Genomic DNA, 24,719 nt, shown 5'->3' with positions numbered 1-24,719 from the left:
CCCGAGCAAGAGACGCAGAAGCCGCAGTCGCCCGCCCGTTCGCGCCGGCTCCAGATCCGCCCCCACGCCTGCGACGTGGGAGAAGACCGCGACAAATCGGGCCGCCCCGTCTAGAAGGCGAGACATGACGGAACAGAAGAAAGGCTGGTTTCAGCGCCTGACCGACGGCCTGTCGCGCTCGTCGCGGCAGATGTCCGAGCAGGTGGTCTCCAGCTTCGTCAAACAGCCCCTCGACCAGGCCAAGCTGGACGAGCTGGAGGAGATGCTGATCGAGGCCGATCTGGGCCCCCGGTCGGCCGCCAGGATCACCCAGGCCTTCGCCGCCGAGCGCTTCGGCAAGAGCGTCGACGAGGCGGAGATCAAGGAGGCGCTGGCCCGCGCCATCGGCGACGAGCTCGCCCCCCGGCGCGGCGAGTTCGCGCCCCTTTCGGGTCCGAAGCCCTATGTCGTCCTGTTCATCGGCGTGAACGGATCGGGCAAGACGACCACGCTCGGCAAGATCGCCGTCGACCTCGTCCGCCGCGGGGCCAAGGTGCTGGTGGTGGCCGGCGACACCTTCCGCGCCGCCGCCGTCGAGCAGCTGTCGGTCTGGGCCGACCGGGCCGGCGCCGACTTCATGTCCCGCCCGACCGGCTCCGACGCCGCGGGCCTGGCCTTCGACGCCTATGAGCGCGCCCGGGCCGAGGCCTATGACGTGGTCCTCATCGACACCGCCGGGCGCCTGCAGAACAAGGCGGGCCTGATGGAGGAGCTCCTGAAGATCAACCGGGTGCTGAAGAAGATCGATCCCGAGGCCCCGCACGAGACCCTGCTGGTGCTGGACGCCACGGTGGGGCGCAACGCGCTCGCCCAGGAGAACATCTTCGGCAACCAGATCGGCGTCTCGGGCATCGTCATGACCAAGCTGGACGGCACGGCCCGCGGCGGCGTGCTGGTGCCGGTGGCCCAGGCCTCGGACAGCCCCATCAAGCTGATCGGCGTCGGCGAAGGCGTCGACGACCTGCAGCCCTTCGATCCCCGCGCCTTCGCCCGCTCCCTGGTCGGACTGGAGGACCAATGAGGCTGTCGCCCGGCGCCCACCGCGCCGTCCGCTTCACCGTCGACTATGGCGGGCTGATCGCCTTCCTGGTCGGCTTCTTCGCCTTCACCGGCCGCGACCTGGTGGCGGCCACCTGGTGGCTGGTGGGCGGCTCGGCCGTCTCCCTGCTGATCGGCCTGGCGCTGGAGCGGCGGATCGCCCCCATTCCGGCCATTTCCGGCGGGGCGGCCCTCTTCTTCGGGACCCTCACCCTGATCTTCCAGGACGAGACCTTCGTGAAGATCAAGCCGACCATCATGAACGCCATCTTCGGCGGCGTGCTGCTGGGGGCGCTGGCCTTCGGCAAGAGCCCGCTGAAGATGATGATCGGCTCGGCCCTCGCCATGCCCGACGAGGCCTGGCGCAAGCTGACGATCAACTACGGCCTCTACTTCCTGGCCGTCGCGGCCCTCAACGAGGTGGTCTGGCGCACCCAGTCCAACGAGGTCTGGGTCCTCTTCCGCATGCCCGGCCTGATGATCCTGGGGCTCGTCTTCTCCTTCGCCCAGGTTCCGCTGATGATGAAGCACATGCGCAAGGCCGAGGTCCCGCCCCCGCCGCCCGCCGACTGAGCCGGTCAGGCGGCGACCTGCCGCCCACGGATGTTCCGTCGTCAAAGCGACGCACAAGGACTGTAATCTCCCCCGTGACGTGAATCGGCGGGTGGGAGGCGGGCCCATGGCCAAGACCAAGAGCGATCAGGTCGCTGCGCCGGCGGGCGCCGCCGGCGCCCTCGACGATTCCCCCAGCCATCTGCTCCACCGGGCGCTGCAGGTCTCGCTCGACATCTATGCCGAGGAGTTCGGCGACGATCCCCTGACCCAGCGCCAGTACGCCGTGCTGGCCGCCGTTGAGGCGCAGGAGGGGCTGACCCAGACCGACCTCGTCCGCGCCACCGGCATCGACCGCTCGACCCTGGCCGACATGGCCGCGCGGATGATCGCCAAGGGTCTGCTGGCGCGCGAGCGCTCCACCGCCGACGCCCGGGCCAACGCCGTGCGCCTGACCGAGGCGGGCCGCGCCGCCCTGACCGCCGCCAAGCCGCGCATGGCGGCGGCCGACGCCCGGGTGCTCGGCCTGATCGGCGGCTCCAAGCGCGAAGCCTTCGTCGCCCAGCTGCGCCAGCTGGTCCAGGCCGGCGAGGCGGGCGAGGCGCCGGTCGAGCCCAAGGCGCCGAAGCCCGAAAAGGCCAAGGCCGACAAGCCCAAGAAGGCGAAGGCCGAAAAGAAGAAGAAGAAGGCCAAGAAGGCCGCCTGAGCCGCCTGAGCCGCCTGCGGCGTCAGGCGATGATGTCGGGCGTGAGCTGATCTTCCAGAGCGGCGATCTCGTCCTTCAGGGCGAGCTTCTTGCGCTTGAAACGCCCCAGCACGCCCAGGTTCGGCGTCGGCATGGCCGCCAGCGCCTGGACGACGACGTCCAGATCCGCGTGCTCCTGCCGCGCCTCGGCCAGGCGGGCCCGCAGCATTTCGTCCCGGTCGGGACTGTCGCCTGGTCCGAAGTCGTTCATCGCCACCCCCCATCCCGGCGCCTCAGCCGGAATGCTCAACATCTTCCGGTTTTGCGTCAGACCGGTAAAGGCGGCCTTATGCCCCCGCCTGGCGCAGGGCGCCGGCGAGCGCCGCCAGGGCCGTCTCCGGCGCCGGCGCGCCCCAGGCCCGCGCGGCGGCCTTCAGCGCCTCCAGGGTCGAGGCCCCGTCCCGCGATCCGCCGGCCTGCCGGTCCAGAGCCTCGAGCAGGATGCGCTCGGCCCGCAGCTCGGCGGCCTTGACCGTCTCGCGCAGATCTTCGCGGTCGGCCTCGGCCACTCCGAGGAGCGGCGGCTTAAGCGCCCGCCGCGCGGCCCGCAGGGGCTTCACCGCCGCGCTCTCCCACCGCCGCGCGAGGTCGGCGGCCTGCGCCAGCCGGTCGGGATCGCCGGCCTCGGCATAGACCGCCCACAGCAGGAAGGGCACGTTCTGGCCGTGGGCGTCCTGCAGCTCCAGCGCCGCGGCGCTGACGCCCTCCTGTCCGTAGATGGCCAGGGCCCACTCCCAGATCCCCATGGGCCTCAGTCCTCGCCCTGGATGGGCCCCACGTCGCGGCCCCAGCGCTTCACCGGCCGCCAGGAGAGGCCGAAGAGGTCCAGGCTGCGCCCCACCGACTGGTCGATCATCTCCTCGATGGTCAGCGGCTTGGCGTAGAAGGCCGGCAGGGGCGGGGCGATGACGGCGCCCATCTCGGCCAGCTTCACCATCGTGCGCAGGTGGCCCAGGTGCAGCGGCGTCTCGCGCACCATCAGCACCAGCGGCCGGCGCTCCTTCAGCGTCACGTCGGCGGCGCGGGTGAGCAGGGACGAGGTCACGCCGGTGGCGATCTCGCTCATCGTCCGCACCGAGCAGGGGGCGACGAGCATGCCGAGCGTCGGAAAGGAGCCCGAGGCGATGGCCGCGCCGACGTCGCCGGCCCGATAGGCCACATCGGCCCGGGCGTTGACCTCGGCGACCGTGGCGCCCGATTCCTGGGCAAGGGTCAGGGCCGCCGAGCGGCTGATCACCAGATGGCTCTCGACCCCCAGATCCCGGCAGGCGTCCAGCGCCCGCAGGCCGTAGGCCACGCCGCTGGCCCCCGTCAGTCCGATGACCAGCCGGGGCCGCTCGCCGGGCGTCCGGTCGATTTGCGACATTCCGCCCCACCCTCCGCTCAATCGCCCGGCGGTTACCGCGGGCCAACCATCACGCAATCATATTTGATCTGACACCTCCGCGTAGGGGGTGTTCAGTTGTCAGGTCCATAACACAGAGGAGGCGTACCTATGGCCGTCGACGCCCGCATCCGCGAGCTGGGATCCCGCCACGAGACTCTGGAAAAGGCGATCCAGGACGAAATGCGAAGCCCCGCTGGAAGCGATCTCCGGGTCCAGGAAATGAAGCGCCGAAAGCTGCGCCTCAAGGAAGAGATGGAGACGCTTCGGCGTTCGACCCACTAGGTCCGGAAACGAACAAGGCCCGCGCGACGCGCGGGCCTTTCTCGTCACGGCGCAGCCTGCCAGGGACCGTTCAGTCCTCGTCGGCCTCGACCCCGGCTTGGGGCGCGTGCTCGGCGCCCTCATACTCGGGCTGGTCGGAATCCTCGACGAAGGCGCCGGTCTCGGAGGCCGGGCGAAGGGAAGGACCTTCGAAGCCCTCGGCCTTCAGCTTGTCGTCTTCCTTGGCCTTCTTCTCGGCCGCCTTGCGCACGACGGCGTCCAGCTCCAGCTGGCTGGCGAGACCCAGGGTCACCGGGTCGACCGGCTTGATGTTGGCCGAATTCCAGTGGGTGCGGTTGCGGATCTGGTCGATCGTCGCCTTGGTCGTGCCCAGGAGGCGCGCGATCTGGCTGTCCGGCACCTCCGGGTGGTTGCGCAGGAACCAGGCGATGGCGTCCGGCCGGTCCTGGCGGCGCGACACGGGCGTGTAGCGCGGCGCCTTCTTGGTCGGCTTCAGCAGCTCCGCATGGCGGCTCTTCTGGGCCTTCATGCGATAGGCGGCGTTCTTCTGCGCGGCGTCCAGCTCCTCGCGCGAGAGCTGGCCGTTGGCGATGGGATCGGCGCCGCGGATGTCGCGCGCCACCTCGCCGTCGGCGATGCCCCGGACCTCCAGCGGATGGAGGCCGCAGAAGTCGGCGATCTGCTCGAAGGTGAGCGAGGTGTTGTCGACCAGCCAGACGGCGGTCGCCTTGGGCATCAAGATGTCGGTCATGGCCGTACTCCAGAAACGACGGCGCCCGGCCTTTCGGCCGGGCGGTGTTCGATATTCCGTATAGGCGCGTTCTGCGGAAAAGGGAATGCTTCGCGCCAAAGGTGCGCCTGCACGTCCTGGTGATCCGAGGCGCCGGCGCCCGCGGGCGGCCCTCCTCCTGGAAGGAGAGCCCTCGGCCGCGCCCCGGCGCGGCGGCGCCTACCGTCCGCGGCTGTGGCCGCCCGGGCCCATGCCGCCGTGGCCCATCCCGCCGTGACCCATGCCGGGGCCCTTGCCCGGCCCCATGCCCGGTCCCATGCCGCGGCCCATGGGGCCGAGGGCGTCGAAGGCCTTCTGCTGGGCGGGCGTCAGCTGGGCGTAGAAGCGCTTGGTCGCCTCGGCGCGGCGGGCGAAGGCCTGCTGGCGCTCGGCCATGCGGGCGGCCATGGCGTCCAGCCGCTGGGGCGTGGTCATGCCGCGCATCTCGGCCATGTCCTTCCGGCGGTCCTGGCGGGCGCCTTCCGGCGGGGCCATGGCCGCGAGGAAGGCGTCCAGGGCCGGCTTCTGCTGCGGGGTGAGCTGCAGGACGGCGGTCATGCGCTCGGCCATGTGGGCGCCCATCTCGGCCGGATCCGGGCGCTGGCGACCTTCCATGGGCGGGCGCTGGCCCCCCGGGGCGGGCGGCTGCTGGGCCTGGGCGGCGGCGCCCAGCGCCAGGATCGCGACGGCGCCGCCGGCGGCGGCGAAGGTCTTGAAGGTTCTCATCAGGGTCTTCCTCGATTGCATGTCGCCCCTCTCGAGACCTTGCACGCGGGAGCCCGGGGATTCCGTCGCGGTCCCGACCCTGGGGCGCGAACGGGAAGCCTCAGGACAGCGCGTTGCGGCAGGCCGCGGCCATGGCCAGCGGGCCGAGGGCGGCGGCGGCGGCGGCGTAGGCGCCGAGCAGGGCGAAGCCTGCGCTCCAGGGCAGGCCGCCGGCGAAAGCCGCCAGGGCGCCGCCGCCGAAGATGACCGGCGGCACGAAGAGAGGCAGGACGATCACCGCCGTCAGCAGGCCGCCGCGGCGTGCGCCGAGGCTGAGCGCCGCCCCGATGCCGCCGGTGAAGGAAAAGGCGAGGCCGCCAAGCGCCGCGCAGGCCAGGACCAGCGGGGCGAGGCGGGGCTCCGCCCCGAGCGCGATGGCCGCCAGCGGCGCGGCGAGCGCCAGGGGCAGGCCCGTGGCCAGCCACTGGGCCAGGCACTTGGCGGCGCAGACGAGCTCCAGCGGGACCGCGGACAGGGTGAGCAGGTCGAGCGCCCCGTCCTCGAAGTCGCGCTCGAACAGGCGGTCCAGCGACAGGAGCGCGGCCAGCGCCAGGGCCACCCAGGCCGCGCCGGGCGCGACGGCGGCCAGCCGCTCGGGCTCCGAACCCACGGCGAGCGGCAGGAGGGTGGCGACGCCGGCGTAGAAGCCCACCGCCACCAGGGGGCCGCCGCCGCGGCCCCAGGCGAGCGCGGTCTCGCGGGCGAGCAGGACGGAGAGCCGGCTCATCGGCCGATCTCCACGCCGCGGGCCGGAATCGGCAGGGGATCGTGGACGGCGGCCAGGATCAGGCCGCCGCCGGCCAGGTGTTCGCCCATGATCTCGCCGAAGCGGGCCCGCCATTCGGCGTCCAGCGGGCTGAGCGGCTCGTCCAGCAGCCAGAGCGGCCGCGGCGCGGCGAGCAGCCGGGCGAGCGCCAGGCGCCGCTTCTGCCCCGCCGACAGCCGGCGGACCTCCAGGTCCAGCAGGCGGGCGAGCTCCAGCCGCTCGGCGGCCGCGGCCGCCGCGTCCTCGGTTCCGCCGGCGAAGCGGGTCCAGAAGGAAAGTTCGTCGCGGGCCGTGCGGCCGCTCTTCAGCCCGTCGAGATGACCCAGCAGATGCATGTGTTCGCGCGCCTCGGCCGGATCGAGCCCGCCGAAGCCGATGTCGCCGGAATCCGGCGCGATCAGGCCGGCGACGGCGCGCAGCAGACTCGTCTTGCCCGCGCCGTTGCGGCCGGTCAGGGCCACGGCCTCGCCGCGGTCAAACTTGAGAATAAGTCGCGAGAACAACTGACGCCCGCCGCGCGAGAGGGCCAGCGACTGGATCGAAACCTGGGTGATCACCCCGTCACCTTCACGAACAACTGGCCCGTCTGCAAAATGTCCCTGTCGCCGTCATGGACGAGGCTTTCGCGCGGGTCTATGACACGCGCGGCCGTCGCCACCCGAGGGGGCGTACGCGGCGCTGGGCTGGACGCTGTGGGTCCCTCCCGTTGAGCGCGCGATCCCGGGGGCGGTCGTTGGGCGGCCGTGAACAGAGAGAGGATCCTTTAGGATGGCGTCCATCGACAGCCTGAAGACCCGCCGCGAACTGACGGTGGGCGACAAGACCTACGTCTACTACAGCCTGAGCGCTGCGGAAGACGCCGGACTGACCGGAATTTCCAAGCTTCCCGTCTCGATGAAGGTTCTGCTGGAGAACCTGCTGCGCAACGAGGACGGCGTGTCGGTGGGCGAGGACGACCTGAAGGCCGTCGCCGCCTGGCTCGACAACAGGGGCGCCAAGGAGCACGAGATCAGCTTCCGCCCGGCCCGGGTCCTGATGCAGGACTTCACCGGCGTGCCCGCCGTGGTCGACCTGGCCGCCATGCGCGACGCCATGACCAAGCTCGGCGCCAACCCCGAGAAGATCAATCCGCTGAACCCCGTCGACCTGGTCATCGACCACTCTGTCATGGTCGACTACTTCGGCACGTCCAAGGCCTTCGGCGAGAACGTCGAGCGCGAGTACGAGCGCAATATCGAGCGCTACCGCTTCCTGCGCTGGGGCTCCTCGGCGTTCAACAACTTCCGCGTCGTGCCGCCCGGCACCGGCATCTGCCACCAGGTGAACCTGGAATACCTCGCCCAGACCGTCTGGACGAACGAGATCGACGGCTCGACCGTCGCCTATCCGGACACCGTGGTGGGCACCGATTCCCACACCACCATGGTCAACGGCCTGTCGGTCCTCGGCTGGGGCGTCGGCGGCATCGAGGCCGAGGCCGCCATGCTCGGCCAGCCGATCCCGATGCTGATCCCCGAGGTCATCGGCTTCCGGCTGAGCGGCAAGCTGCCGGAAGGCTCGACCGCCACCGACCTGGTGCTGACCGTCACCCAGATGCTCCGCAAGAAGGGCGTGGTCGGCAAGTTCGTCGAATTCTACGGCCCCGGCCTGGCGAACATGACCCTGGAAGACCAGGCGACCATCGCCAACATGGCCCCGGAATACGGCGCCACCTGCGGCTTCTTCCCGATCACCCGGGCGACCATCGACTATCTGGCCGCCACCGGCCGCGACGCCGACCGCGTCGCCCTGGTCGAGGCCTACGCCAAGGCCCAGGGCATGTGGCGCGAGGAGTCCGATCCGGACCCGGTGTTCACCGACACCCTCGAGCTCGACCTGTCCGAGGTCGTCCCCTCGCTCGCCGGGCCCAAGCGCCCGCAGGACCGCGTCCTGCTGACCAACGCCGCGGCGGAGTTCAAGGAAGCGCTCGCCAAGGACTTCGGCAAGGGCGAGTCCATGGGCGAGCGCGTGCCGGTGGCCGGTGAGAACTTCGACGTCGGCCACGGCGACGTGGTCATCGCCGCCATCACCTCCTGCACCAACACCTCCAACCCTTCGGTCCTGATCGCCGCCGGCCTGGTGGCCAAGAAGGCGGTGGAGAAGGGCCTGAAGGTGAAGCCCTGGGTGAAGACCTCGCTGGCCCCCGGCTCGCAGGTGGTCACCGACTATCTGAAGAGCGCGGGCCTGACCAAGTCGCTGGATGCGCTCGGCTTCAACCTGGTCGGCTACGGCTGCACCACCTGCATCGGCAATTCCGGCCCGCTGCCGGAGCCGATCTCCGAGGCGGTGCAGAAGGGCGACCTGGTGGCCTGCTCGGTGCTCTCGGGCAACCGCAACTTCGAAGGCCGCGTGAACCCCGACGTGCGCGCCAACTACCTGGCCTCGCCGCCGCTGGTGGTGGCCTATGCGCTCGCCGGCTCGATGCAGATCGACCTCGCCAACGACCCGATCGGCGAGGGCAAGGACGGCCAGCCCGTCTATCTGCGCGACATCTGGCCGACCAACGAGGAAGTCACCGCCCTGCAGCGCAAGCACGTGACGGACAAGATGTTCGCCACCCGCTACGCCGACGTCTTCAAGGGCGACAAGGCCTGGCAGGGCATCAAGGTGGCCGGCGGCCAGACCTACGCCTGGGACATGGGCTCCACCTACGTCCAGAACCCGCCCTACTTCGAGGGCATGGGCATGGAGCCGGCCCCGGTCACCGACATCGTCGAGGCCCGCATCCTGGGCGTCTTCGGCGACTCCATCACCACCGACCACATCAGCCCGGCCGGCTCGATCAAGCTGACCTCGCCCGCCGGCGAGTATCTGCGCGAGCATCAGGTGCCGCAGTCGGAGTTCAACTCCTACGGCGCGCGCCGCGGCAACCATGAAGTCATGATGCGCGGCACCTTCGCCAACATCCGGATCCGCAACAAGCTGACCCCGGAGATCGAAGGCGGCGTCACCAAGCACTTCCCCACCGGCGAGGTCATGTCGATCTACGACGCGGCCATGCGCTACCAGGCCGAAGGCCGCCCGCTGGTGGTCTTCGCCGGCAAGGAATACGGCACCGGCTCCTCGCGCGACTGGGCGGCCAAGGGCACCAAGCTCCTGGGCGTCCGCGCGGTGATCGCCGAGAGCTTCGAGCGGATCCACCGCTCGAACCTGGTCGGCATGGGCGTGCTGCCGCTGCAGTTCACCCAGGAAGGCTGGCAGAAGCTCGGCCTGACCGGCGAGGAGATCGTCTCGATCCGCGGCCTGCAGGACCTGTCGCCCCGCAAGCAGCTGACCGTCGAGCTCTACCGCGCCGGCGACGGCCGCGTGGCCCGCTTCCCGGTCCGCTGCCGCATCGATACGCCGACCGAGCTCGAGTACTTCAAGAACGGCGGCGTGCTGAACTACGTGCTGCGCAACCTGGCGGCCCAGGACTGAGCCGCCGCACCTGCGGGTTGAACGGGGGCCGCGGCGATCGTCGCGGCCCCTTTTCATTGAGGGACCCTGAAAACGCTCGGAAACGGCGCTTATGTCGCTTATCGCTCACACGTTGTTGAGACGCGCAAAGCCGGCAAGTCCGCTTTATTGCGCGCGCATGATCCGCGCCGCCTTCGCCGCCCTTTGCCTGCTCGCGACCCCGGTCGCCGCCGCCGCGGCCAAGCCGCCGGTGATCGTCGAGGTCTATACCGCCCAGGGCTGCGCCGCCTGCGCGGAGGCCAACGCCTTCGTCAATGAACTGGCCGACCGTCCCGGGGTGGTGACGCTGACCTTCGCGGTCGACTACTGGGACTATCTGGGCTGGGCCGACACCTTCGCCCAGCCGGAGTTCGCCGAACGGCAGCGGGCCTATCTGAACCAGCTCTCCCTGCGCGAGCCCTACACGCCGCAGATCGTCATCAACGGCGCCCTGGAGACCTCGGCCGCCGAGGCCGACAAGGCCGAGGCGCTGCTGGACGAGGCGCTGCGCAGCCGGCCGCCGGCGCCGGACATCCAGTTTATCGGCCCGCGCCGGGTGGACGTGGGTTCCGGCCCCGCACCCCGCGGGGGCGGCGAGGTCTGGCTGGTGCGCTACGATCCGCGCCCGCGCGAGGTGCAGGTCAGGAAGGGCGAGAACAAGGGCCAGACGCTGGAGCAGCGCAACGTGGTGCGCCAGATCGTCCGCCTGGGCGCCTGGCGCGGCCGGCCGACGGCCTATGCGGTGCCCGAGGCGCCGGAGGACGGGTTGCAGACGCTCGTCATCGTCCAGGCGGCCAAGGGCGGCCGCATCCTGGGCGCCAAGCCCCGCGAGACCATGCTCGCCCGCCCCTGAGGGGTGCGGGGTCTTTCCAGGACTCTTCTTTCCGTCATTCCCGGCCTTGCGCCGGGAATCCCCTGTGACGCTCGCGGCCGCCCTCGACAGGGATGCGCGCCACAAGGGCGAGCATGACGCGACGGGCCCGCAGCCGTCCCGAGGAACGCGCACGAAAAAGGCCCGCGCGGTGGAGTGGGGCAGGGGTCCGCGCGGGCCTTCTCAGGGGAAGGGGAATGACGCCGGCTGACCGAGGCCCGGAGTCCCAGGGGGGCTGGGGGGGCTGTTCAGGATCCGGAACCACGTGGTCCCGATCAACCGACGCTCTCAATATCGAAGCCCAAACAGGCGGGCGCTGGACCGAAATAAGGTCTTTTCGCGGCGTGTCGGCGGGGGCTTTTCGCGGCCGCGGCGCTGCAAACACCCCTCGCATTCGCCGCCGGTTTGAGTCACGCTCGCGGCGATGGCCATCGATCCGTCCGCCAACGATCCGCACGCGCCGGGCCGGCAGGCCGGTCCCATCTTCTTCCATCGCCGCGAGTTCGAGCGCCTGCTCAGCCTCTATGGCCGCATGGTCGCCGCCGGCGAGTGGCGGGACTATTCCATCGAACCGGGCCGCGAGGCGTGCGCCTTCTCCGTCTTTCGCCGCGCCTCCGAAGCGCCCCTCTACCGCATCGAGAAGCGCCCGGCGCTGTCGCGGCGCCAGGGCGCCTGGGCCGTCATCGGCCAGGGCGGCATGGTCCTGCGCCGGGGGCACGAACTCGACCAGGTGCTGCGCTTCTTCGACAAGGGCCGCTTCAAGGTCGTGGACTAGGCCGGCAGCACCACGACGCCGTCCTCGTCGGCGTACAGGCGATCGCCGGGCGTGAAGATCACGCCGCCGAAGGCGACGATCACGTCGGTCTCCCCCTGGTCCCGGCGCACGCTGCGCAGCGGCATGGTCCCGAGCGCCTTGACGCCCAGGTCGAGCGTGGCGAGGACGGCCGCGTCGCGCACCGCGCCGTGGACCACCACGCCCGCCCAGCCGTTCTTCACCGCGCCCTCGGCGATCATGTCGCCCACCAGGGCGCAGTTCAGCGAGCCGCCGCCGTCGACCACCAGGACGGCCCCCTCGCCCGGGGCGGCCAGCACGGCCTTCACCTTGGAATTGTCCTCGTGGCAGCGCACCGTCCGGATCGGCCCGGAGAAGGCCCGCCGTCCCCCGAGGTCGCGCATCTGCAGACGCAGGACCTGGGCCGCGCCCTCGTTCGCGTCGGAGAGATCGGCGGTGGAGATGGCGGACATGGGGCTTCCCTCGGGCTGGCGGCGTTCGCCCCGCTCATATCGGGCGCGGGCATGATCTTCCAGGGCCTTGCCATGCCGGCGCCTGCGGGAGGAAACTGAGGCCCGCCGCCGCGCCATTGGGCGGCATACCATTTCATAGAGACCGCGGACGGCGAACGAGCTGCGGCTTCATATTTCAAGGGAAGAGACCGCATGGCCGAAGAGACCATCTCGCTGGGCGCGCGCCTGGCCCAGCTCGCCGCCGAAAAGCCCGAGGCGCCCGCCGTCTCCTGCGGGGACGAGACGCGGACCTATGGCGAATTCCATCGCCGGACCAACCGCATCGCCCGCGGCCTGCAGGCCCTGGGGGTGAAGCACGGCGACCTCGTGACCCTCGGCCTGCCCAACAGCATCGGCTTCGTCGAGGCCTGCTGGGCGCTGTGGAAGATCGGCGCCACGCCGCAGCCGGTCTCCTTCCGCCTCCCGAAGGCCGAGCTCGAGGCGATCATGGAGCTGGCCCGGACGCCGATCGTCATCGCCGCCTTCGACCACGCCATCGACCGGCCGCTGGTGGGCGTCGAGGCGATCGCGGCGAAGTCCGACGACGACAGCGACCTGCCCGACGCCATTGCGCCCGTCTCCAAGGCGCCGACCAGCGGCGGTTCGACGGGACGGCCCAAGCTGATCCTGTCGGGCCAGCCCGGCGTGACGGTGAAGGAGATCCCCGAGGTCGGCGGCTGGCAGCTGCGCTCGGACTCCATCGCCCTCCTGCCGGCGCCGCTCTATCACAACGCCGGCTTCGGCATGATGATGTCGGCCATGAACATGGGCGCCCACCTGGTGGTGATGCCGAGGTTCGATCCCGAAAAGACCCTGGCCGAGATCGAGCGATGGAAGGCCACCTGGATCTACATGGTGCCGACCATGATGAACCGGATCTGGCATCTGCCCGAGGAAACGCGGGGTCGTTACGACCTCTCCTCCCTGCAGACCCTCTGGCACCTGGCCGCGCCGTGCCCGCCCTGGCTGAAGGAGGCCTTCATCCACTGGCTAGGCGGCGAGGTGATCCAGGAGCTCTACGCCGGCACCGAAGCCCAGGCCTCCACCGTCATTTCCGGGACCGAGTGGCTCGCCCATCGCGGCTCGGTGGGCAAGGTGCGCATGGGCGAGATGGTCGCCATGAGCGAGGACGGAAAGCCGCTGCCCCCCGGCGAGGTGGGCGAGATCTACATGCGCCGGCCGGAAGGCGCGCCGCCGAGCTACCGCTATGTCGGCGCCACGGCCAAGACCCTGCCCGGCGGCTGGGAAAGCCTGGGCGACATCGGCTGGTTCGACGAGGACGGCTATCTCTATCTGGCCGACCGGCGCACCGACATGATCCTGGTGGGCGGCTCCAACGTCTATCCGGCCGAGATCGAGGCGGCGCTCGAAGAGTTCGAGAGCGTGCAGTCCTGCGCCGTCATCGGCATTCCCGACGACGACCTGGGCAACAAGATCCACGCCATCGTCCAGGTGAGCCGGCCGACCACGGAAGACGAGCTGCGCGCCCACCTGGCCGGGCGCCTCGTCACCTACAAGCAGCCGCGCACCTACGAGTTCGTGGACGAGCCCCTGCGCGACGACGCCGGCAAGGTCCGCCGCTCGGCCCTGCGCGAGGCGCGGATCGCCGCGCTCAAGGCCGAGCCGGCCTGAGGGCGAGGGCGGCTTGGGGGGCGGGCAGGCGGCAGGCCCCCTCCGGCCCTCCGGGCCACCTCCCCCTCGCTGAGGGGGAGGATCTGCGCAGCGGTTTTGGCGAGCGCCGTGCGAAGATGCTCCCCCTGCCAGGGGGAGCTGTCGCGAAGCGACTGAGGGGGTCTCAGGCGCCCTCTAGTCCGCCAGCTTGACCAGCATCTTGCCGGTGTTGGCGCCCTCCATCAGGCCGATCAGGGCCTTGGGCGCGGACGCGATGCCGTCCATCACCGTCTCCTGGTACTTGATCTTGCCCTCGCGCAGCCAGCCGGCCATGTCGCGCTGGAAGTCGGGCTGCAGGTGCATGAAGTCCGTGCCGACGAAGCCGCGCAGCATCACCCGCGAATAGATGATGTTAGAAAGATTGCGCACCGGCGCCTGGCCCTCGTTATAGCCCGAGATCATGCCGCAGACCGGGATGCGGCCCAGCGTGTTCATGCGGCGCAGGGCGGCCTCCAGGTGCTCGCCGCCGACATTCTCGAAATAGACGTCGATCCCCTTGGGCGTCGCCTCTTCCAGGGCCTGGCGGATGGCTTGCGTCTTGTAGTTGATCACCGCGTCCAGCCCGACCTCGTCGCGCAGCCAGGCGGCCTTGTCCTCCGAGCCCGTGGAGCCGACCACGTAGCAGTTCTTGATCTTGGCGATCTGGGCGGCGACCGAGCCCACCGCGCCGGCGGCGGTGGAGACGAAGACCTGCTCGCCCTCCTTCAGCGCCCCGATGAAGAGGATGCCGCCATAGGCCGTGAAGCCGGTCATGCCGAGCGCGTGCATGTGGACGGTGAGCGGCAGGCCCTCGGCCGGCGTCAGCTTCGACAGGCCCTTGCCGTCGGAGACGAAGTACTCGCGGAAGCCCAGCCGGTTGGAGACCAGGTCGCCGACGGCGAAGTCGCCGTGCTTGGACTGGACGACGCGGCCCAGCGCCCCGCCCATCATGGCCTCGTTCAGCTCCTGGCCGGCCGTCAGGCGCGGGCGCATGGCCGGGTCGACCGACATGTAGAGGTTCTGGACCAGCACCTGGCCGTCGGCCGCGTCGGGGACGTTGGTCTCGACGATCTGGAATTCGTCCTCGCGCGGCATGCCGCTGGGGCGCTGAACGAGGTGGACTTCGCGGCTGACGGGCATGTGGCCCTCCCTTTGTGGTTCTGAATGGGCGAAAAGAATGCGGCGGACCATGGACCGGGCCGATCGGGGGCTTCAACCCTGACGCAGGGGAAGGATGAAGCGATGGCCGACCGGGTCAAGGTGGACGAGGCGACGGTGACGGCCCTGGTGGCCGACCAGTTTCCGCAGTGGGCGCGCCTGCCCGTGACCCGTGTGCGGCCCGGGGGCTGGGACAACCGCACCTTCCGCCTGGGCGCCGATCTGCTGGTCCGCATGCCGGCCGCGGCCCACTACATCGCCCAGGTGGAGAAGGAGCAAACCTGGCTCCCCCGACTGGCGCCGGGCCTGCCCCTGCCGATCCCGGCGCCGGTCGCGGTGGGGGCGCCGGGCCAGGGCTATCCCTTCCCCTGGTCGATCTGCGCCTGGATCGAGGGGGAAACGGTCGCCGCCGCCGAAGACCTCGACCATGCGCGGCTCGCCCAGGACCTGGCCGGCTTCCTCCTGGCCCTGCACGCCATCGACGCCTCAGACGGCCCCGCAGCCGGCCCGCACAACTTCCACCGGGGCGGCGATCCGGCGATCTATGACGGTCAGACCCGTGCGGCGGTGGCGACCCTCCGCGACCAGATCGACGGCGCCGCGGCCCTGGCCCTGTGGGACGCCGCCCTCGCCACGCGCTGGGAGCGCCCGCCGGTCTGGATCCACGGGGACGTGGCGCCGGGCAATCTGCTGGTCCGGGACGGCCGGCTGGCCGCCGTGATCGACTTCGGGACCTGCGGGGTGGGCGATCCGGCCTGCGACCTGGCTTTCGCCTGGACCGTCCTGGATGAGACCGCCCGCGGGACCTTCCGCCAGCGCCTCGCCCTGGACGACGCCTGCTGGCTCAGGGGGCAGGCCTGGGCGCTCTGGAAGGCGCTGATCGTCGTCGCCGGCGCCCCGGGCGTCCACGCCCATGAACGCGACCTGCACCTGCGGGGGCTGCAGCGGCTGGGGGTGATGTAGGGCCGGCGGCCGCCCCCTCAGATCACGTCGCCCCAGTCCAGGCGGCGGGCGCGCGCATAGGCCGCCTTGTCGCGGCGGGGGACGAAGCGTTGCTCCAACGCGCCGGTCTCCACGCACAGCTTCAGGTCGACGCCGGGCTTGGCCTGGCGCGGGGGGCTGAGCACCCGGGCTTCGAAGGGCGTCACCGCGACGGTGGCCCGCGCGGCGGCGATCCAGATGAACTTCTCGTCCTCGAAAGGGGCCTCGGCGCCCTTGGCGATGCGGTGGTCGCGGGAGCGGGGCAGGCGCTGGACGAAGTGGCACCAGTCCGGCGGCGTCAGCGGACAGGCCTGCGCATGGGGGCAGGGGCCGGCCAGGGTCGCGCCGGCGGCGATCAGGCGCGCACGGGCCGCCAGGATGCGCTCATAGCCGGCCGGCGTGCCCGGCTCGACCAGGACCAGCAGCCCCTGGCAGGCCGCCCAGAGCCGGTCGATGAGGGCCCCTTGGGCGGTCGGCGCGATCTCGGCCAGGGCGTAGCTCGCCACGACGAGGTCCGCGGCCGGCAGCGCCTCTGCGCCGGTCAGGTCCGCCTGGCGGAAGGCGGCGCCGGCGAGAACGCCCTCGCCCGCCGCCGCAAGCTCGCGGGCGAGGGCGAGGAAGGGCGGGCTCGCATCGAGCAGGGTGGCGCTCTTCAGCGAGCCCCAGGTCTCGACCGCCGCCCAGCTCGCCGTGCCGGGACCCGCGCCGGCGTCCAGCAGGGTCGTGGGCGCGAAGTCGGGCGCCGCCTCGGCCGTCGCCGCGAAGACGGCCATGTCGGCGGCGTAGGTGGCCGGCAGGCGGGCCAGGGCATAGGCGAGCGCGTCGTCGGCCCCCAGAACCACCCCGGCCGAACCCGCCCCGCCGCGATAGGCGCGGGAGACCCTGTCGGCCCGGGCCGCGAGGTCGCGGCGGGAGACGCCCTCCAGCCGCGCCTCCAGCGCCGCGCGCAGACGCCCGGGTAGGTCGGGCGTCAAACCTGGACGCGGTTCTTGACGAGATCGTCCACCACCGCCGGATCGGCCAGGGTGGAGGTGTCGCCGAGCTGGTCGGTCTGGTTCTCGGCGATCTTGCGCAGGATGCGGCGCATGATCTTGCCCGAGCGCGTCTTGGGCAGGGCCGGGGCGAACTGCAGGGCGTCCAGGGCCGCGAAGGGGCCGATCTCGCGACGCACCCAGCCCTTGATGTCGGCGGCCAGGATGTCGGTCACGGTCGCGTCGGCCTTCAGGGTCACGAAGGCGTAGATGCCCTGGCCCTTGATGTCGTGCGGGAAGCCGACCACGGCGGCCTCGACGACGGCCTCGTGCTCGTCCAGCGCGCTCTCGATCTCGGCCGTGCCGATCCGGTGGCCGGAGACGTTGATGACGTCGTCCACCCGCCCGGTGATCCAGTAGTAGCCGTCCTCATCCCGGCGGCAGCCGTCGCCGGTGAAGTACTTCCCGGGATAGGTGGTGAAGTAGGTCTGGATGAACCGCTCATGGTCGCCATAGACGGTGCGCATCTGGCCCGGCCAGGAGTCGATCAGGCAGAGATTGCCGCTGGTCGCGCCCTCCAGCACCTGGCCTTCGGCGTCCACCAGCTGCGGCTTGACCCCCGGCAGGGGCTTGGTGGCCGAGCCGGGCTTGAGCGCCGTGGCCCCGGGCAGGGGCGAGATCAGGCAGGCGCCGGTCTCGGTCTGCCACCAGGTGTCCACCACCGGACAGCGGCCCTCGCCCACCACGCGGTGGTACCAGAGCCAGGCCTCGTGGTTGATCGGCTCGCCCACCGAGCCGAGCAGGCGCAGCGAGGCGCGGCTCGTCCGCTTCACCGGCTCGTCGCCGTCGCGCATCAGGGCGCGGATGGCCGTCGGCGCGGTGTAGAAGATCTCCACCTTGTGCTTGTCGATCACCTGCCAGAAGCGGGAATTGTCGGGCCAGGTGGGCACGCCCTCGAACATCACCGTGGTCGCGGCGTTGGCGAGCGGCCCATAGACCACATAGGAGTGGCCGGTGACCCAGCCCACGTCGGCCGTGCACCAGAAGACCTCGCCCGGCCGGTAGTCGAAGACGAGCTCGTGGGTGTGCGACGCCCAGGTCAGATAGCCGCCGGTGGTGTGCAGCACGCCCTTGGGCTTCCCCGTCGAGCCGGAGGTGTAGAGGATGAAGAGCGGATCCTCGGCGTTCATCGGCTCCGGATCGCAGGCGTCGGAGACGGTCTTCTTCAGGTCGGAATAGAAGGCGTCGCGGCCTTCCACCATGTTGACCTCGGCCTTGGTGCGGCGGACGACGATGACGTCTTTGACGTCCGGGCAGGACTTCAGCGCCTGGTCCACATTGGCCTTCAGCGGCACGGTCTTGCCGCCGCGCACGCCCTCGTCGGCGGTGATGACGATGCGGGAGTCGCAGTCCTGGATGCGGCCGGCCAGGCTGTCGGGGGAGAAGCCGCCGAAGACCACCGAGTGGACGGCGCCGATGCGCGAACAGGCCAGCATGGCCACGGCCGCAGCCGGGATCATCGGCAGGTAGATGGTGACGCGGTCGCCCTTCTTGACGCCTTTGGCCTTGAGCACATTGGCCATGCGGCAGACCTGCTTGTGCAGTTCGCCATAGGTGATGGCGTTGCTCACCTCCGGATCGTCGCTCTCCCAGATGATGGCCGTCTGGTCGGCCCGCTCGGGCAGATGCCGGTCCAGGCAGTTGACGCTGACGTTCAGCTCGCCGTCGGCGAACCACCTGATGCGGAAGTCGTCCCGGTTGAAGGAGACGTCCTTCACCTGGGTGAAGGGCTTGGACCAGGTCAGCCGGCCGGCCACCTCCCGCCAATAGCCTTCGGGATCTTCCTCGACCCGCCGGCAGGCGGCCTCATAGCCGGCGGCGTCCATGCGCGCCCGCTTGGCCCAGGCCTCGGGGACCGGAAAAACCTCCACCTCGCTCACGGCGCTGCTCCCTTGTTCAAGCTTTGGCCGGGAGTATGCGGAGGCGGGGCGGCGAGGCAAGCCGCGGGCAGGACGAATCCCGCCGCGAAAGGGTCGGGCCTACGGCTGCTCGCCGGTCTGGCGGTCGGAGGTGGCGCGGCGGTCGATGCAGAAGCCGCCTTCGCCGTGCTTGCCGGGCGAGGCGATGCGGCCCTCCTCGGCCTTGTGGACGAACTGCTCGGCCACCAGCCAGGCCTTCACGGGCCGGAGCGTGGCCAGGCAGCCGCCGATGACGGCGGGGAAGACCACGGCCAGCTGCAGCCAGACGGGCGGGTTGGCGGCGATGGCCCACCAGGCCCAGGCGGCGACGACGATCACGCCCACGCCGCTCATGACGAAGAAGGCCGGGCCGTCGGCGGGGTCGGCGAAACCGTAGTCCAGGCCGCAGACCTCGCACTTGTCCGCCAGGCCGAGGAAGCCCGCGAACAGCTTGCCCTGGCCGCAGCGCGGGCATCGGCACTTGAGGCCGGCTTCCAGGCTCGAAGGCGAATTGTAGCTTGTCATGCGCCCGATATGGTCCCGATCGCCGGGGCGCGCAAACCGTGCGGCCCTCAGTAGGGCGCTTTCGCCACGAGTTCGGCCTCCGCGGCGCAGGCGCCGGCGTCCGCCAGCCCCCTGGCGCGGGCGGCGACGACCTCCGCCCGGGCGGCTTCGAAATCGGCGCGGAAGTCGGGGCTGGCATGCAGGGCGGCGACCAGGGCCGCGGCGTTGGTGCGGCCGGCCTCCACCGCGCTCGGCGAATGGACGCCGCAGACGACCCGGCTCTCGCCGAAGGCGCGGCCGCGGGCGAGAATCTCGGCGGACCGCTCGGGCGCCATCTCCGCCAGGATCAGCGCGTTGACGAAGCCCCAGGTGGCGTGGCCGGACGGATAGTCGGGGCTTTCGTCCAGCTCGCGGCTGCGGTCGACGCAGATGGCGCCCGCGTCGCGCAGATAGGGGCGGGGCCGCTTGAAGACGTCCTTCACCGCCGCCACCTGGGCGCCGAGCTGCAGGCCGACCTTGGACATCAGCAGGTTCAGGCGCGGCGCGGTCTGGGGCGACAGGTCGGCGCCCAGCGCGCAGGCGAAGTTCTCCATCATGGCGGCCGGCGCGGTCGGCACGTCGTTCTGGGCGAGCGCCCAGCGCGGCGAGCCCTCAAGGGCGCGGGTCGCCTGGAAGACGGCGCGGTCGGCGGCGTCGCGCGGCGTTCCCTCGGCCGGCGGCGGGGGCAGGATGTCGGCGGCCCGCGGCAGGGTCTGGGCGTCCAGATAGCCCGAAGGCCGCGCCTGTTCCTGGGCGATGGCCGCGCAGGCCAGGCTGAGCGCGGCCGCAGCCGCGAGCGCGATGGCAGATCTCATGACGTTCCCCCCGTCTGTCCGTCGGCCCGATCATGGCGCGATCCCGGGCCAGGAAAAAAGGCCCCGCCGAAGCGGGGCCTTCCTTGTCTTTCTCAGGCCTTCTTTTCGAAGAGCTTGTTCCAGCGCCGGCGCTCGCGGGCCTTCCAGCCGCCGCGGTGGAAGGCGTCCGAGGCGATCAGCGGGACCACCGTGGTGGCCTCGGCGAAGACCATCTGTTCCCAGGTGACGTCCACCTTGCCCCAGGAGCAGGCCTCCTGAAGGGTCGAGGACGAGCAGGCGCCGTCGCGCACGTCGGCCACCGTGATCTGGATGGCGTACTTGTGCATGTCGACTTCCTGCCCAAGGATCTCGGCGCAGACCACCGTGTCCTGGGCGAAGTTCTTCGGCACGCCGCCGCCGACCATGAACAGGCCCGTGGTGCCCGCCGCGATCTTGATGTCGGTCAGCTCGCGGAAGTCGGCGATGGAATCGATCGTCATGTAGGGCTTGCCGGCCTTCATGCGGTCCACCTGGTGCTTGACCAGGCCGAAGCCGGCCGAAGAGTCGGTGAAGGCCGGGCAGAAGATCGGCACGCCCTCGCGATAGGCCACCTCGATCAGGCTGTCGGGCTTCTTGGCGTTCCCGGCGGCCAGCCACTTGCCCATCTCGTAGATGAACTCGCGCGAGGAATAGGGCCGCGGCTCCAGCGAATCCGCGATCTCCTTGATCGTGGCGTCGCAGGTCTGCAGGTCTTCCTCGTCGATATAGGTGTCGTAGATGCGGTCGATATAGAGGGCGCGCAGGTCGCGGTCGTCGACCTGGTCCTTGGCCTGGTAGTGCTTGAAGCCCAGGGCTTCGAAGAAATCCATGTCGACGATGGAGGCGCCGGTCGAGACGATGGCGTCGATCAGGCCGTACTTCACCATGTCGCGGTAGATGTGCATGCAGCCGCCGGCGCTGGTCGAGCCGGCCAGCGTCAGCCAGGTGGAGCAGCCGGGATCTTCCAGCGCCATGGAGAAGATGTCGGCCGCGCGCGCGGTGTCGCGGCTGGTGAAGCTCATCTGACGCATGGCGTCGATGATCGGACGGGCGTCGTACTGGTCGATGGCCACGTGCTCGACGGTGGTCGAGAGCAGCTCGGCCTTGCGATTGGACTGCGGGGCAGCGTTCATTCTCTGAAATCCCTAGAGCTTGAGCGCCCGTCCAATAGGTGAAGGGACGCGGCCGGGACGGAGCGACCGGCCGCGCCTTGAGGGGTCACGCGGGTGAACGCGCCTAGCGCCTGCGGCGTTTCTTGCCGCGGGCGCGCGACAGCTTGACGACGTTCTGGCTTTCCGGCCGCGGCAGGGGGATCGACCGCGGGGCCAGGCCGAACAGCGAGGCCATGGGCGGGTCATTGACCACCACGGTCTCGGTGTCGCCGAAGCCGTTGAAGCGGGTGTTCATCGCCACGCCGTAGGCGCCCAGCATGCCGATCTCGACATAGTCGCCTTCGCGCACGTCCTCGGGCAGCCAGAAGGGACCTGGCATGTGGTCGAGGGAGTCGCAGGTCGGGCCGTAGAAGCGGTAGGGCTTCAGCGGGCCTTCGACCTCGCGGGTCGCGCCGTCCGCCTCGCGGCGGATCAGCTTCACCGGGAAGGGCCACTTGGTGTGGGTGGCGTCGAACAGGCTGCCGTAGGAGCCGTCGTTCAGATAGAGGGCGTCGCCCTTGCGCAGCTCCACCGTGGTCAGAACGGAGGAGGATTCCGCGACGAGCGCCCGGCCGGGCTCGCACCACAGCTCGGTCGTCTCGTGGACCATCATCTCGGAGAAGCCCCGGTCGATGGAGGCGATGTAGTCCGACAGCGACGGCGGGATCATGCCCGGATAGATGGACGGGAAGCCGCCGCCGACATCCACCACGTCGGCGAAGACGCCGGCGCGGACGAGCGCGCGGGAGGCCTGCGTCATCGCCGCCTGGAAGGCGGTCGGCCGCATGCACTGGCTGCCCACGTGGAAGGAGACGCCCATCAGCTCGTTGGTGGCGCGGCGCGCCGCCAGCAGCAGCTCCGGCGCCTCGAAGGCGTCGACCCCGAACTTGCCGGCGAGGGAATAGGCCGCGCCCTCGGCGGCCACGCCCAGGCGCACGATCAGGTTCAGGTCGGTCGCCTGACCCGTCGCGTCGAGGATCTTGGCCAGCTCCTCATGGGTGTCGAGGGCGAAGGTCCGCACGCCGTGATCGAAATAGGCGGCCGAGATCGCCCGGCGGCTCTTCACCGGGTGCATGAAGGCCATGCGCGCGCCCGGCACGAGCTGGGAGACCAGCTCGACCTCGGGCAGGCTCGCCACGTCGAAGGACCGCACGCCGTTCGCCGCGAGGGTTTCGAGGACCCACGGCGAAGGATTGGCCTTCACGGCGTAGAAGACGTCGCCTTTGAAATTTTCCTGGAACCAGCGGGCCGCTAGGGCCACGGCGCCCGGTCGCGCAAATGCGACAGGACGCTCCGGTGACCGCTCACGGACCAGGTCCAGGGGCGTATGGTACGTATGCACCTCACGCAACCCCCAACAGATTGTTGAACCCAATCCGGCGTTAGCAGCGCTTAGGACAACGGGGTCCGCCGGAGCGCTGCGAGATAGTGGCATATGCTCCCGATGTAAACCCCGGCCGGCCAAGACTTTTCGGCGCAGGCCGCGAGGCTGGACCCCCGGGCCTGGGCCGTGTCATGAAACGGTCGCGGGGCTCGGCGAACAGTCGCCTGACATGAGTCCCGCTTTCGTACGCCTGGGGATAGGCCGCCATCGATGACTGACGCCGCCGTCCTGTCGGTGCGCCAAGTGTCCAAGAGTTTCGGGTCCCGCCGGGCGCTGGACACCGTCTCCCTGGATGTGGCGCGCGGCGAGATGATCGCCCTGATCGGCCCCTCGGGCTCGGGCAAGTCGACTCTTCTTCGCGCCATCAGCGGTCTCGCCCCCATCGACAGGGGGCCGGGCCGCATCGACGCGTTCGGCGGCCAGGTGCAGGCCGAGGGCCGGGTGGACCGCAACGTGCGCAAGACGCGCATCCGCGTCGGCATGATCTTCCAGCAGTTCAACCTGGTGGGCCGCCTGACCCTGTTCACCAATGTCGCCCTCGGCTCGCTGGGCCGCATCGGCTTCCTGCGCGGCCTGCTCGGCCTGTGGCCGGCGGAAACCAAGCAGGCGGCCATGGCCGCGCTCGCCCGGGTGGGCGTGGCCGAATACGCCGGCCAGCGGGCGGGCACCCTCTCCGGCGGCCAGCAGCAGCGCGGCGCCATCGCCCGCGCGCTCGTCCAGAAGGCCAAGATCATCCTGGCCGACGAACCGGTCGCCTCCCTCGACCCCGTCTCGGCGCGCCGGGTCATGGAGATCCTGCGCGACCTCAACCGCACCGACGGGCTGACCCTGATCGTCACCCTGCACCAGGTGGACTACGCCCTGCGCTACTGCGACCGGGTGGTGGCGCTGAAGGCCGGCAAGGTCGTCTATGACGGCCCGGCCCAGGGCCTGACCCGCAAACAGCTCATCGACATCTACGGCCCCGAATTCGAAGACGTCTTCTGGGAAGGAGCCCCGCAATGATCCGCCGCAGCTTCCTCGCCGCCGGCCTGGCCGCCTCGCTCGCGCTCGCCGGCTGCGGCCAGCAGTCCGACACCACGGAAGGCGCCACGCCGGACGTGATCAACTTCTCCATCCTGGCGACGGAGAACTCCACCAGCCTGGAGACCTTCTGGAAGCCGATCCTGGCGGACATGGAGGAGGAGATCGGCATTCCGGTGAAGCCCTTCTACGGCTCCAACTACACCGCCCTGATCGAGGCCCTGCGCTTTGGCCAGACCGATGTGGGCTGGTTCTCCAACCTGTCGGGCCTGGAGGCGGTCCGCCGGGCCGACGCCGAGGTCTTCGCCCGCACCTTCGATCCCTCGGGCGAGGACGGCTACCGCTCGATCCTGATCGTGCCGGCCAGTTCGGACCTGACGCTGGAAGACGTGCTCAAGTGCGACCGGAGCCTCGACTTCGGCATCGGCGACGCCAAGTCGACCTCGGGCACGCTGGCGCCCATGACCTATCTGTTCGCCCCGCGCGGCATCGAGCCCGAGACCTGCTTCGCCCAGGTGCGGGCGGCCAACCACCAGGCCAACCTCTTCGCCGTCGCCAACGGCGTGCTGGACGTGGCGACCAACAATTCCACGGCGCTGCGCCTGCAGCGCGAGCGCGACGAACAGAACCGCCAGAACGGCCAGCCCACCGTGGCCGACAAGGTCCGGGTGATCTGGGAGTCGCCCAAGCTGCCGGAAGACCCCATCGTCTGGCGCAAGGACCTCGATCCGGCGGTGAAGGAGAAGATCCGCCAGTTCTTCCTCACCTACGGCAAGGGCGACACGCCCGAGGCGGCGCGTGAGCGCGAACTGCTCTCGGCCATCTCCATCGGCGGCTTCCTGCCCGCCGACGCCACCCACCTGATCCCCGTGCGCGAGATGGAGGCCACCGAGGAGCTGCTGGCCGCCCGCAACAGCGGCGATCAGGCGGCCATCGCCGCCGCCCAGGCCAAGCTCGACGGGATCGTCGCCGAGCGCGAGGCGGTGGAGTCCCGCGCCGGCGAAGCCGTCGGGGGCGAACCGGCCCCTGGCGACGCCGCGCCGGCCCGGCCCTGAGCCCTCAAGGGACGCCCGCCCCCGTGACCGACGCCGCGCC

The 24,719-nt window shown here is 70.6% G+C and carries 26 protein-coding genes; 11 read left to right on the top strand and 15 right to left on the bottom strand.

Annotation, left to right across the window (positions count from 1 at the left end; all coding sequences use genetic code 11):
- The first annotated feature begins 124 nt into the window (after positions 1 to 124).
- From ftsY to H2041_RS17505, 3 genes are all read left to right on the top strand, one after another.
- Positions 125 to 1,060, top strand: coding sequence for a signal recognition particle-docking protein FtsY (ftsY, locus tag H2041_RS17515; protein ID WP_293414921.1), 936 nt, complete (start codon positions 125 to 127; stop codon positions 1,058 to 1,060).
- Complete coding sequence (locus H2041_RS17510) at positions 1,057 to 1,650, top strand: inner membrane-spanning protein YciB (protein ID WP_293414919.1); 594 nt, start codon at positions 1,057 to 1,059, stop codon at positions 1,648 to 1,650. The genes ftsY and H2041_RS17510 overlap by 4 nt, the downstream gene beginning before the upstream one ends.
- A gap of 106 nt (positions 1,651 to 1,756) precedes the next feature.
- Positions 1,757 to 2,335, top strand: a complete 579-nt coding sequence (locus H2041_RS17505; RefSeq protein ID WP_293414917.1) for a MarR family winged helix-turn-helix transcriptional regulator — start codon at positions 1,757 to 1,759, stop codon at positions 2,333 to 2,335.
- Between the two features lie 22 nt (positions 2,336 to 2,357).
- On the opposite strand, the gene H2041_RS17500 is transcribed toward H2041_RS17505, so the two are convergent.
- The 3 genes from H2041_RS17500 to H2041_RS17490 are packed head-to-tail and all read right to left on the bottom strand — an operon-like array spanning position 2,358 to position 3,740.
- On the bottom strand, positions 2,358 to 2,627 hold the full coding sequence (locus H2041_RS17500; protein WP_363245597.1) for a DUF465 domain-containing protein: 270 nt from the start codon (positions 2,625 to 2,627) through the stop codon (positions 2,358 to 2,360).
- Between the two features lie 34 nt (positions 2,628 to 2,661).
- On the bottom strand, positions 2,662 to 3,120 hold the full coding sequence (locus tag H2041_RS17495) for a TIGR02444 family protein (protein ID WP_293414915.1): 459 nt from the start codon (positions 3,118 to 3,120) through the stop codon (positions 2,662 to 2,664).
- Positions 3,121 to 3,125: 5 nt separating this feature from the next.
- Complete coding sequence (locus H2041_RS17490; RefSeq protein WP_293414913.1) at positions 3,126 to 3,740, bottom strand: UbiX family flavin prenyltransferase; 615 nt, start codon at positions 3,738 to 3,740, stop codon at positions 3,126 to 3,128.
- 129 nt (positions 3,741 to 3,869) lie between these two features.
- Between H2041_RS17490 and H2041_RS17485 the strand changes: the two genes are divergently transcribed.
- On the top strand, positions 3,870 to 4,043 hold the full coding sequence (locus H2041_RS17485) for a DUF465 domain-containing protein (protein ID WP_293414911.1): 174 nt from the start codon (positions 3,870 to 3,872) through the stop codon (positions 4,041 to 4,043).
- 70 nt (positions 4,044 to 4,113) lie between these two features.
- Here the strand turns inward: H2041_RS17485 and H2041_RS17480 are convergent, their stop codons facing one another.
- From H2041_RS17480 to ccmA, 4 genes are all read right to left on the bottom strand, one after another.
- Positions 4,114 to 4,794, bottom strand: coding sequence for a DUF1013 domain-containing protein (locus H2041_RS17480; protein WP_293414909.1), 681 nt, complete (start codon positions 4,792 to 4,794; stop codon positions 4,114 to 4,116).
- Positions 4,795 to 4,992: 198 nt separating this feature from the next.
- Positions 4,993 to 5,538, bottom strand: a complete 546-nt coding sequence (locus tag H2041_RS17475; protein ID WP_293414907.1) for a Spy/CpxP family protein refolding chaperone — start codon at positions 5,536 to 5,538, stop codon at positions 4,993 to 4,995.
- A 100-nt stretch (positions 5,539 to 5,638) separates the two neighbouring features.
- Positions 5,639 to 6,304: a heme exporter protein CcmB gene (gene ccmB, locus H2041_RS17470; RefSeq protein WP_293414905.1), complete on the bottom strand. Its 666-nt coding sequence runs from the start codon at positions 6,302 to 6,304 to the stop codon at positions 5,639 to 5,641.
- Positions 6,301 to 6,900 (bottom strand): heme ABC exporter ATP-binding protein CcmA, encoded by a 600-nt coding sequence (ccmA, locus tag H2041_RS17465; protein ID WP_293414903.1) that lies wholly within the window; start codon positions 6,898 to 6,900, stop codon positions 6,301 to 6,303. The genes ccmB and ccmA overlap by 4 nt, the downstream gene beginning before the upstream one ends.
- 211 nt (positions 6,901 to 7,111) lie before the next feature.
- Between ccmA and acnA the strand changes: the two genes are divergently transcribed.
- The 3 genes from acnA (at position 7,112) to H2041_RS17450 (ending at position 11,463) form a co-directional block, all read left to right on the top strand.
- Positions 7,112 to 9,799, top strand: coding sequence for an aconitate hydratase AcnA (acnA, locus tag H2041_RS17460; protein ID WP_293414901.1), 2,688 nt, complete (start codon positions 7,112 to 7,114; stop codon positions 9,797 to 9,799).
- Between the two features lie 157 nt (positions 9,800 to 9,956).
- Entirely contained in the window at positions 9,957 to 10,670 is a 714-nt protein-coding gene (locus H2041_RS17455; RefSeq protein ID WP_293414899.1) for a thioredoxin family protein, read from the top strand.
- Between the two features lie 442 nt (positions 10,671 to 11,112).
- Positions 11,113 to 11,463, top strand: a complete 351-nt coding sequence (locus H2041_RS17450) for a DUF2794 domain-containing protein (protein WP_293414897.1) — start codon at positions 11,113 to 11,115, stop codon at positions 11,461 to 11,463.
- Here the strand turns inward: H2041_RS17450 and rraA are convergent.
- Positions 11,460 to 11,933 carry a ribonuclease E activity regulator RraA gene (gene rraA, locus H2041_RS17445; protein ID WP_293414895.1) on the bottom strand — a complete coding sequence of 158 codons (474 nt, stop codon included), beginning with the start codon at positions 11,931 to 11,933 and terminating at the stop codon, positions 11,460 to 11,462. The genes H2041_RS17450 and rraA overlap by 4 nt on opposite strands.
- 192 nt (positions 11,934 to 12,125) lie before the next feature.
- On the opposite strand from rraA, the gene H2041_RS17440 reads away from it, so the two are divergent.
- Positions 12,126 to 13,604 (top strand): AMP-binding protein, encoded by a 1,479-nt coding sequence (locus H2041_RS17440; protein ID WP_293414893.1) that lies wholly within the window; start codon positions 12,126 to 12,128, stop codon positions 13,602 to 13,604.
- Between the two features lie 174 nt (positions 13,605 to 13,778).
- Here H2041_RS17440 and H2041_RS17435 read toward each other — a convergent pair whose 3' ends face one another.
- Positions 13,779 to 14,762 (bottom strand): NADP-dependent oxidoreductase, encoded by a 984-nt coding sequence (locus tag H2041_RS17435; RefSeq protein WP_293414891.1) that lies wholly within the window; start codon positions 14,760 to 14,762, stop codon positions 13,779 to 13,781.
- Positions 14,763 to 14,864: 102 nt separating this feature from the next.
- Between H2041_RS17435 and H2041_RS17430 the strand changes: the two genes are divergently transcribed.
- Positions 14,865 to 15,743 carry an aminoglycoside phosphotransferase family protein gene (locus H2041_RS17430; RefSeq protein WP_293414889.1) on the top strand — a complete coding sequence of 293 codons (879 nt, stop codon included), beginning with the start codon at positions 14,865 to 14,867 and terminating at the stop codon, positions 15,741 to 15,743.
- A 17-nt stretch (positions 15,744 to 15,760) separates the two neighbouring features.
- On the opposite strand, the gene H2041_RS17425 is transcribed toward H2041_RS17430, so the two are convergent.
- The 6 genes from H2041_RS17425 to H2041_RS17400 form a co-directional block, all read right to left on the bottom strand.
- A complete protein-coding gene (locus H2041_RS17425) occupies positions 15,761 to 16,735 on the bottom strand; it encodes a small ribosomal subunit Rsm22 family protein (protein WP_293414887.1) in 975 nt (324 codons plus the stop codon).
- Positions 16,732 to 18,672 (bottom strand): acetate--CoA ligase, encoded by a 1,941-nt coding sequence (gene acs / locus H2041_RS17420; RefSeq protein WP_293414885.1) that lies wholly within the window; start codon positions 18,670 to 18,672, stop codon positions 16,732 to 16,734. Before acs ends, H2041_RS17425 begins: the two co-directional genes overlap by 4 nt.
- 99 nt (positions 18,673 to 18,771) lie before the next feature.
- The gene (locus tag H2041_RS17415; RefSeq protein WP_293414883.1) at positions 18,772 to 19,215 is read right to left on the bottom strand and encodes a DUF983 domain-containing protein; all 444 of its coding nucleotides are present in this window, start codon (positions 19,213 to 19,215) and stop codon (positions 18,772 to 18,774) included.
- 47 nt (positions 19,216 to 19,262) lie between these two features.
- Positions 19,263 to 20,048: a phosphatase PAP2 family protein gene (locus H2041_RS17410; RefSeq protein WP_293414881.1), complete on the bottom strand. Its 786-nt coding sequence runs from the start codon at positions 20,046 to 20,048 to the stop codon at positions 19,263 to 19,265.
- 92 nt (positions 20,049 to 20,140) lie between these two features.
- Complete coding sequence (locus H2041_RS17405; RefSeq protein WP_293414879.1) at positions 20,141 to 21,199, bottom strand: deoxyhypusine synthase; 1,059 nt, start codon at positions 21,197 to 21,199, stop codon at positions 20,141 to 20,143.
- Positions 21,200 to 21,302: 103 nt separating this feature from the next.
- Entirely contained in the window at positions 21,303 to 22,559 is a 1,257-nt protein-coding gene (locus H2041_RS17400) for a type III PLP-dependent enzyme (protein ID WP_293414877.1), read from the bottom strand.
- Positions 22,560 to 22,811: 252 nt separating this feature from the next.
- Between H2041_RS17400 and phnC the strand changes: the two genes are divergently transcribed.
- Positions 22,812 to 23,606: a phosphonate ABC transporter ATP-binding protein gene (phnC, locus tag H2041_RS17395; protein ID WP_293414875.1), complete on the top strand. Its 795-nt coding sequence runs from the start codon at positions 22,812 to 22,814 to the stop codon at positions 23,604 to 23,606.
- Positions 23,603 to 24,679 (top strand): phosphate/phosphite/phosphonate ABC transporter substrate-binding protein, encoded by a 1,077-nt coding sequence (gene phnD / locus H2041_RS17390; protein WP_293414873.1) that lies wholly within the window; start codon positions 23,603 to 23,605, stop codon positions 24,677 to 24,679. The genes phnC and phnD overlap by 4 nt, the downstream gene beginning before the upstream one ends.
- Positions 24,680 to 24,719 lie beyond the last annotated feature (40 nt).

Origin of the sequence: Phenylobacterium sp. (assembly GCF_013911965.1) — a bacterium.
Lineage (GTDB): Bacteria > Pseudomonadota > Alphaproteobacteria > Caulobacterales > Caulobacteraceae > Phenylobacterium.
This window is presented reverse-complemented; position numbering and strand designations above follow the sequence as displayed.

Coding starts and splice junctions, on each gene's coding strand:
- ftsY (WP_293414921.1), top strand. CDS start 125: ATGACGGAACAGAAGAAAGGCTGGTTTCAGCGCCTGACCGACGGCCTG.
- H2041_RS17510 (WP_293414919.1), top strand. CDS start 1,057: ATGAGGCTGTCGCCCGGCGCCCACCGCGCCGTCCGCTTCACCGTCGAC.
- H2041_RS17505 (WP_293414917.1), top strand. CDS start 1,757: ATGGCCAAGACCAAGAGCGATCAGGTCGCTGCGCCGGCGGGCGCCGCC.
- H2041_RS17500 (WP_363245597.1), bottom strand. CDS start 2,627: ATGTTGAGCATTCCGGCTGAGGCGCCGGGATGGGGGGTGGCGATGAAC.
- H2041_RS17495 (WP_293414915.1), bottom strand. CDS start 3,120: ATGGGGATCTGGGAGTGGGCCCTGGCCATCTACGGACAGGAGGGCGTC.
- H2041_RS17490 (WP_293414913.1), bottom strand. CDS start 3,740: ATGTCGCAAATCGACCGGACGCCCGGCGAGCGGCCCCGGCTGGTCATC.
- H2041_RS17485 (WP_293414911.1), top strand. CDS start 3,870: ATGGCCGTCGACGCCCGCATCCGCGAGCTGGGATCCCGCCACGAGACT.
- H2041_RS17480 (WP_293414909.1), bottom strand. CDS start 4,794: ATGACCGACATCTTGATGCCCAAGGCGACCGCCGTCTGGCTGGTCGAC.
- H2041_RS17475 (WP_293414907.1), bottom strand. CDS start 5,538: ATGAGAACCTTCAAGACCTTCGCCGCCGCCGGCGGCGCCGTCGCGATC.
- ccmB (WP_293414905.1), bottom strand. CDS start 6,304: ATGAGCCGGCTCTCCGTCCTGCTCGCCCGCGAGACCGCGCTCGCCTGG.
- acnA (WP_293414901.1), top strand. CDS start 7,112: ATGGCGTCCATCGACAGCCTGAAGACCCGCCGCGAACTGACGGTGGGC.
- H2041_RS17455 (WP_293414899.1), top strand. CDS start 9,957: ATGATCCGCGCCGCCTTCGCCGCCCTTTGCCTGCTCGCGACCCCGGTC.
- H2041_RS17450 (WP_293414897.1), top strand. CDS start 11,113: ATGGCCATCGATCCGTCCGCCAACGATCCGCACGCGCCGGGCCGGCAG.
- rraA (WP_293414895.1), bottom strand. CDS start 11,933: ATGTCCGCCATCTCCACCGCCGATCTCTCCGACGCGAACGAGGGCGCG.
- H2041_RS17440 (WP_293414893.1), top strand. CDS start 12,126: ATGGCCGAAGAGACCATCTCGCTGGGCGCGCGCCTGGCCCAGCTCGCC.
- H2041_RS17435 (WP_293414891.1), bottom strand. CDS start 14,762: ATGCCCGTCAGCCGCGAAGTCCACCTCGTTCAGCGCCCCAGCGGCATG.
- H2041_RS17430 (WP_293414889.1), top strand. CDS start 14,865: ATGGCCGACCGGGTCAAGGTGGACGAGGCGACGGTGACGGCCCTGGTG.
- H2041_RS17415 (WP_293414883.1), bottom strand. CDS start 19,215: ATGACAAGCTACAATTCGCCTTCGAGCCTGGAAGCCGGCCTCAAGTGC.
- H2041_RS17410 (WP_293414881.1), bottom strand. CDS start 20,048: ATGAGATCTGCCATCGCGCTCGCGGCTGCGGCCGCGCTCAGCCTGGCC.
- H2041_RS17405 (WP_293414879.1), bottom strand. CDS start 21,199: ATGAACGCTGCCCCGCAGTCCAATCGCAAGGCCGAGCTGCTCTCGACC.
- phnC (WP_293414875.1), top strand. CDS start 22,812: ATGACTGACGCCGCCGTCCTGTCGGTGCGCCAAGTGTCCAAGAGTTTC.
- phnD (WP_293414873.1), top strand. CDS start 23,603: ATGATCCGCCGCAGCTTCCTCGCCGCCGGCCTGGCCGCCTCGCTCGCG.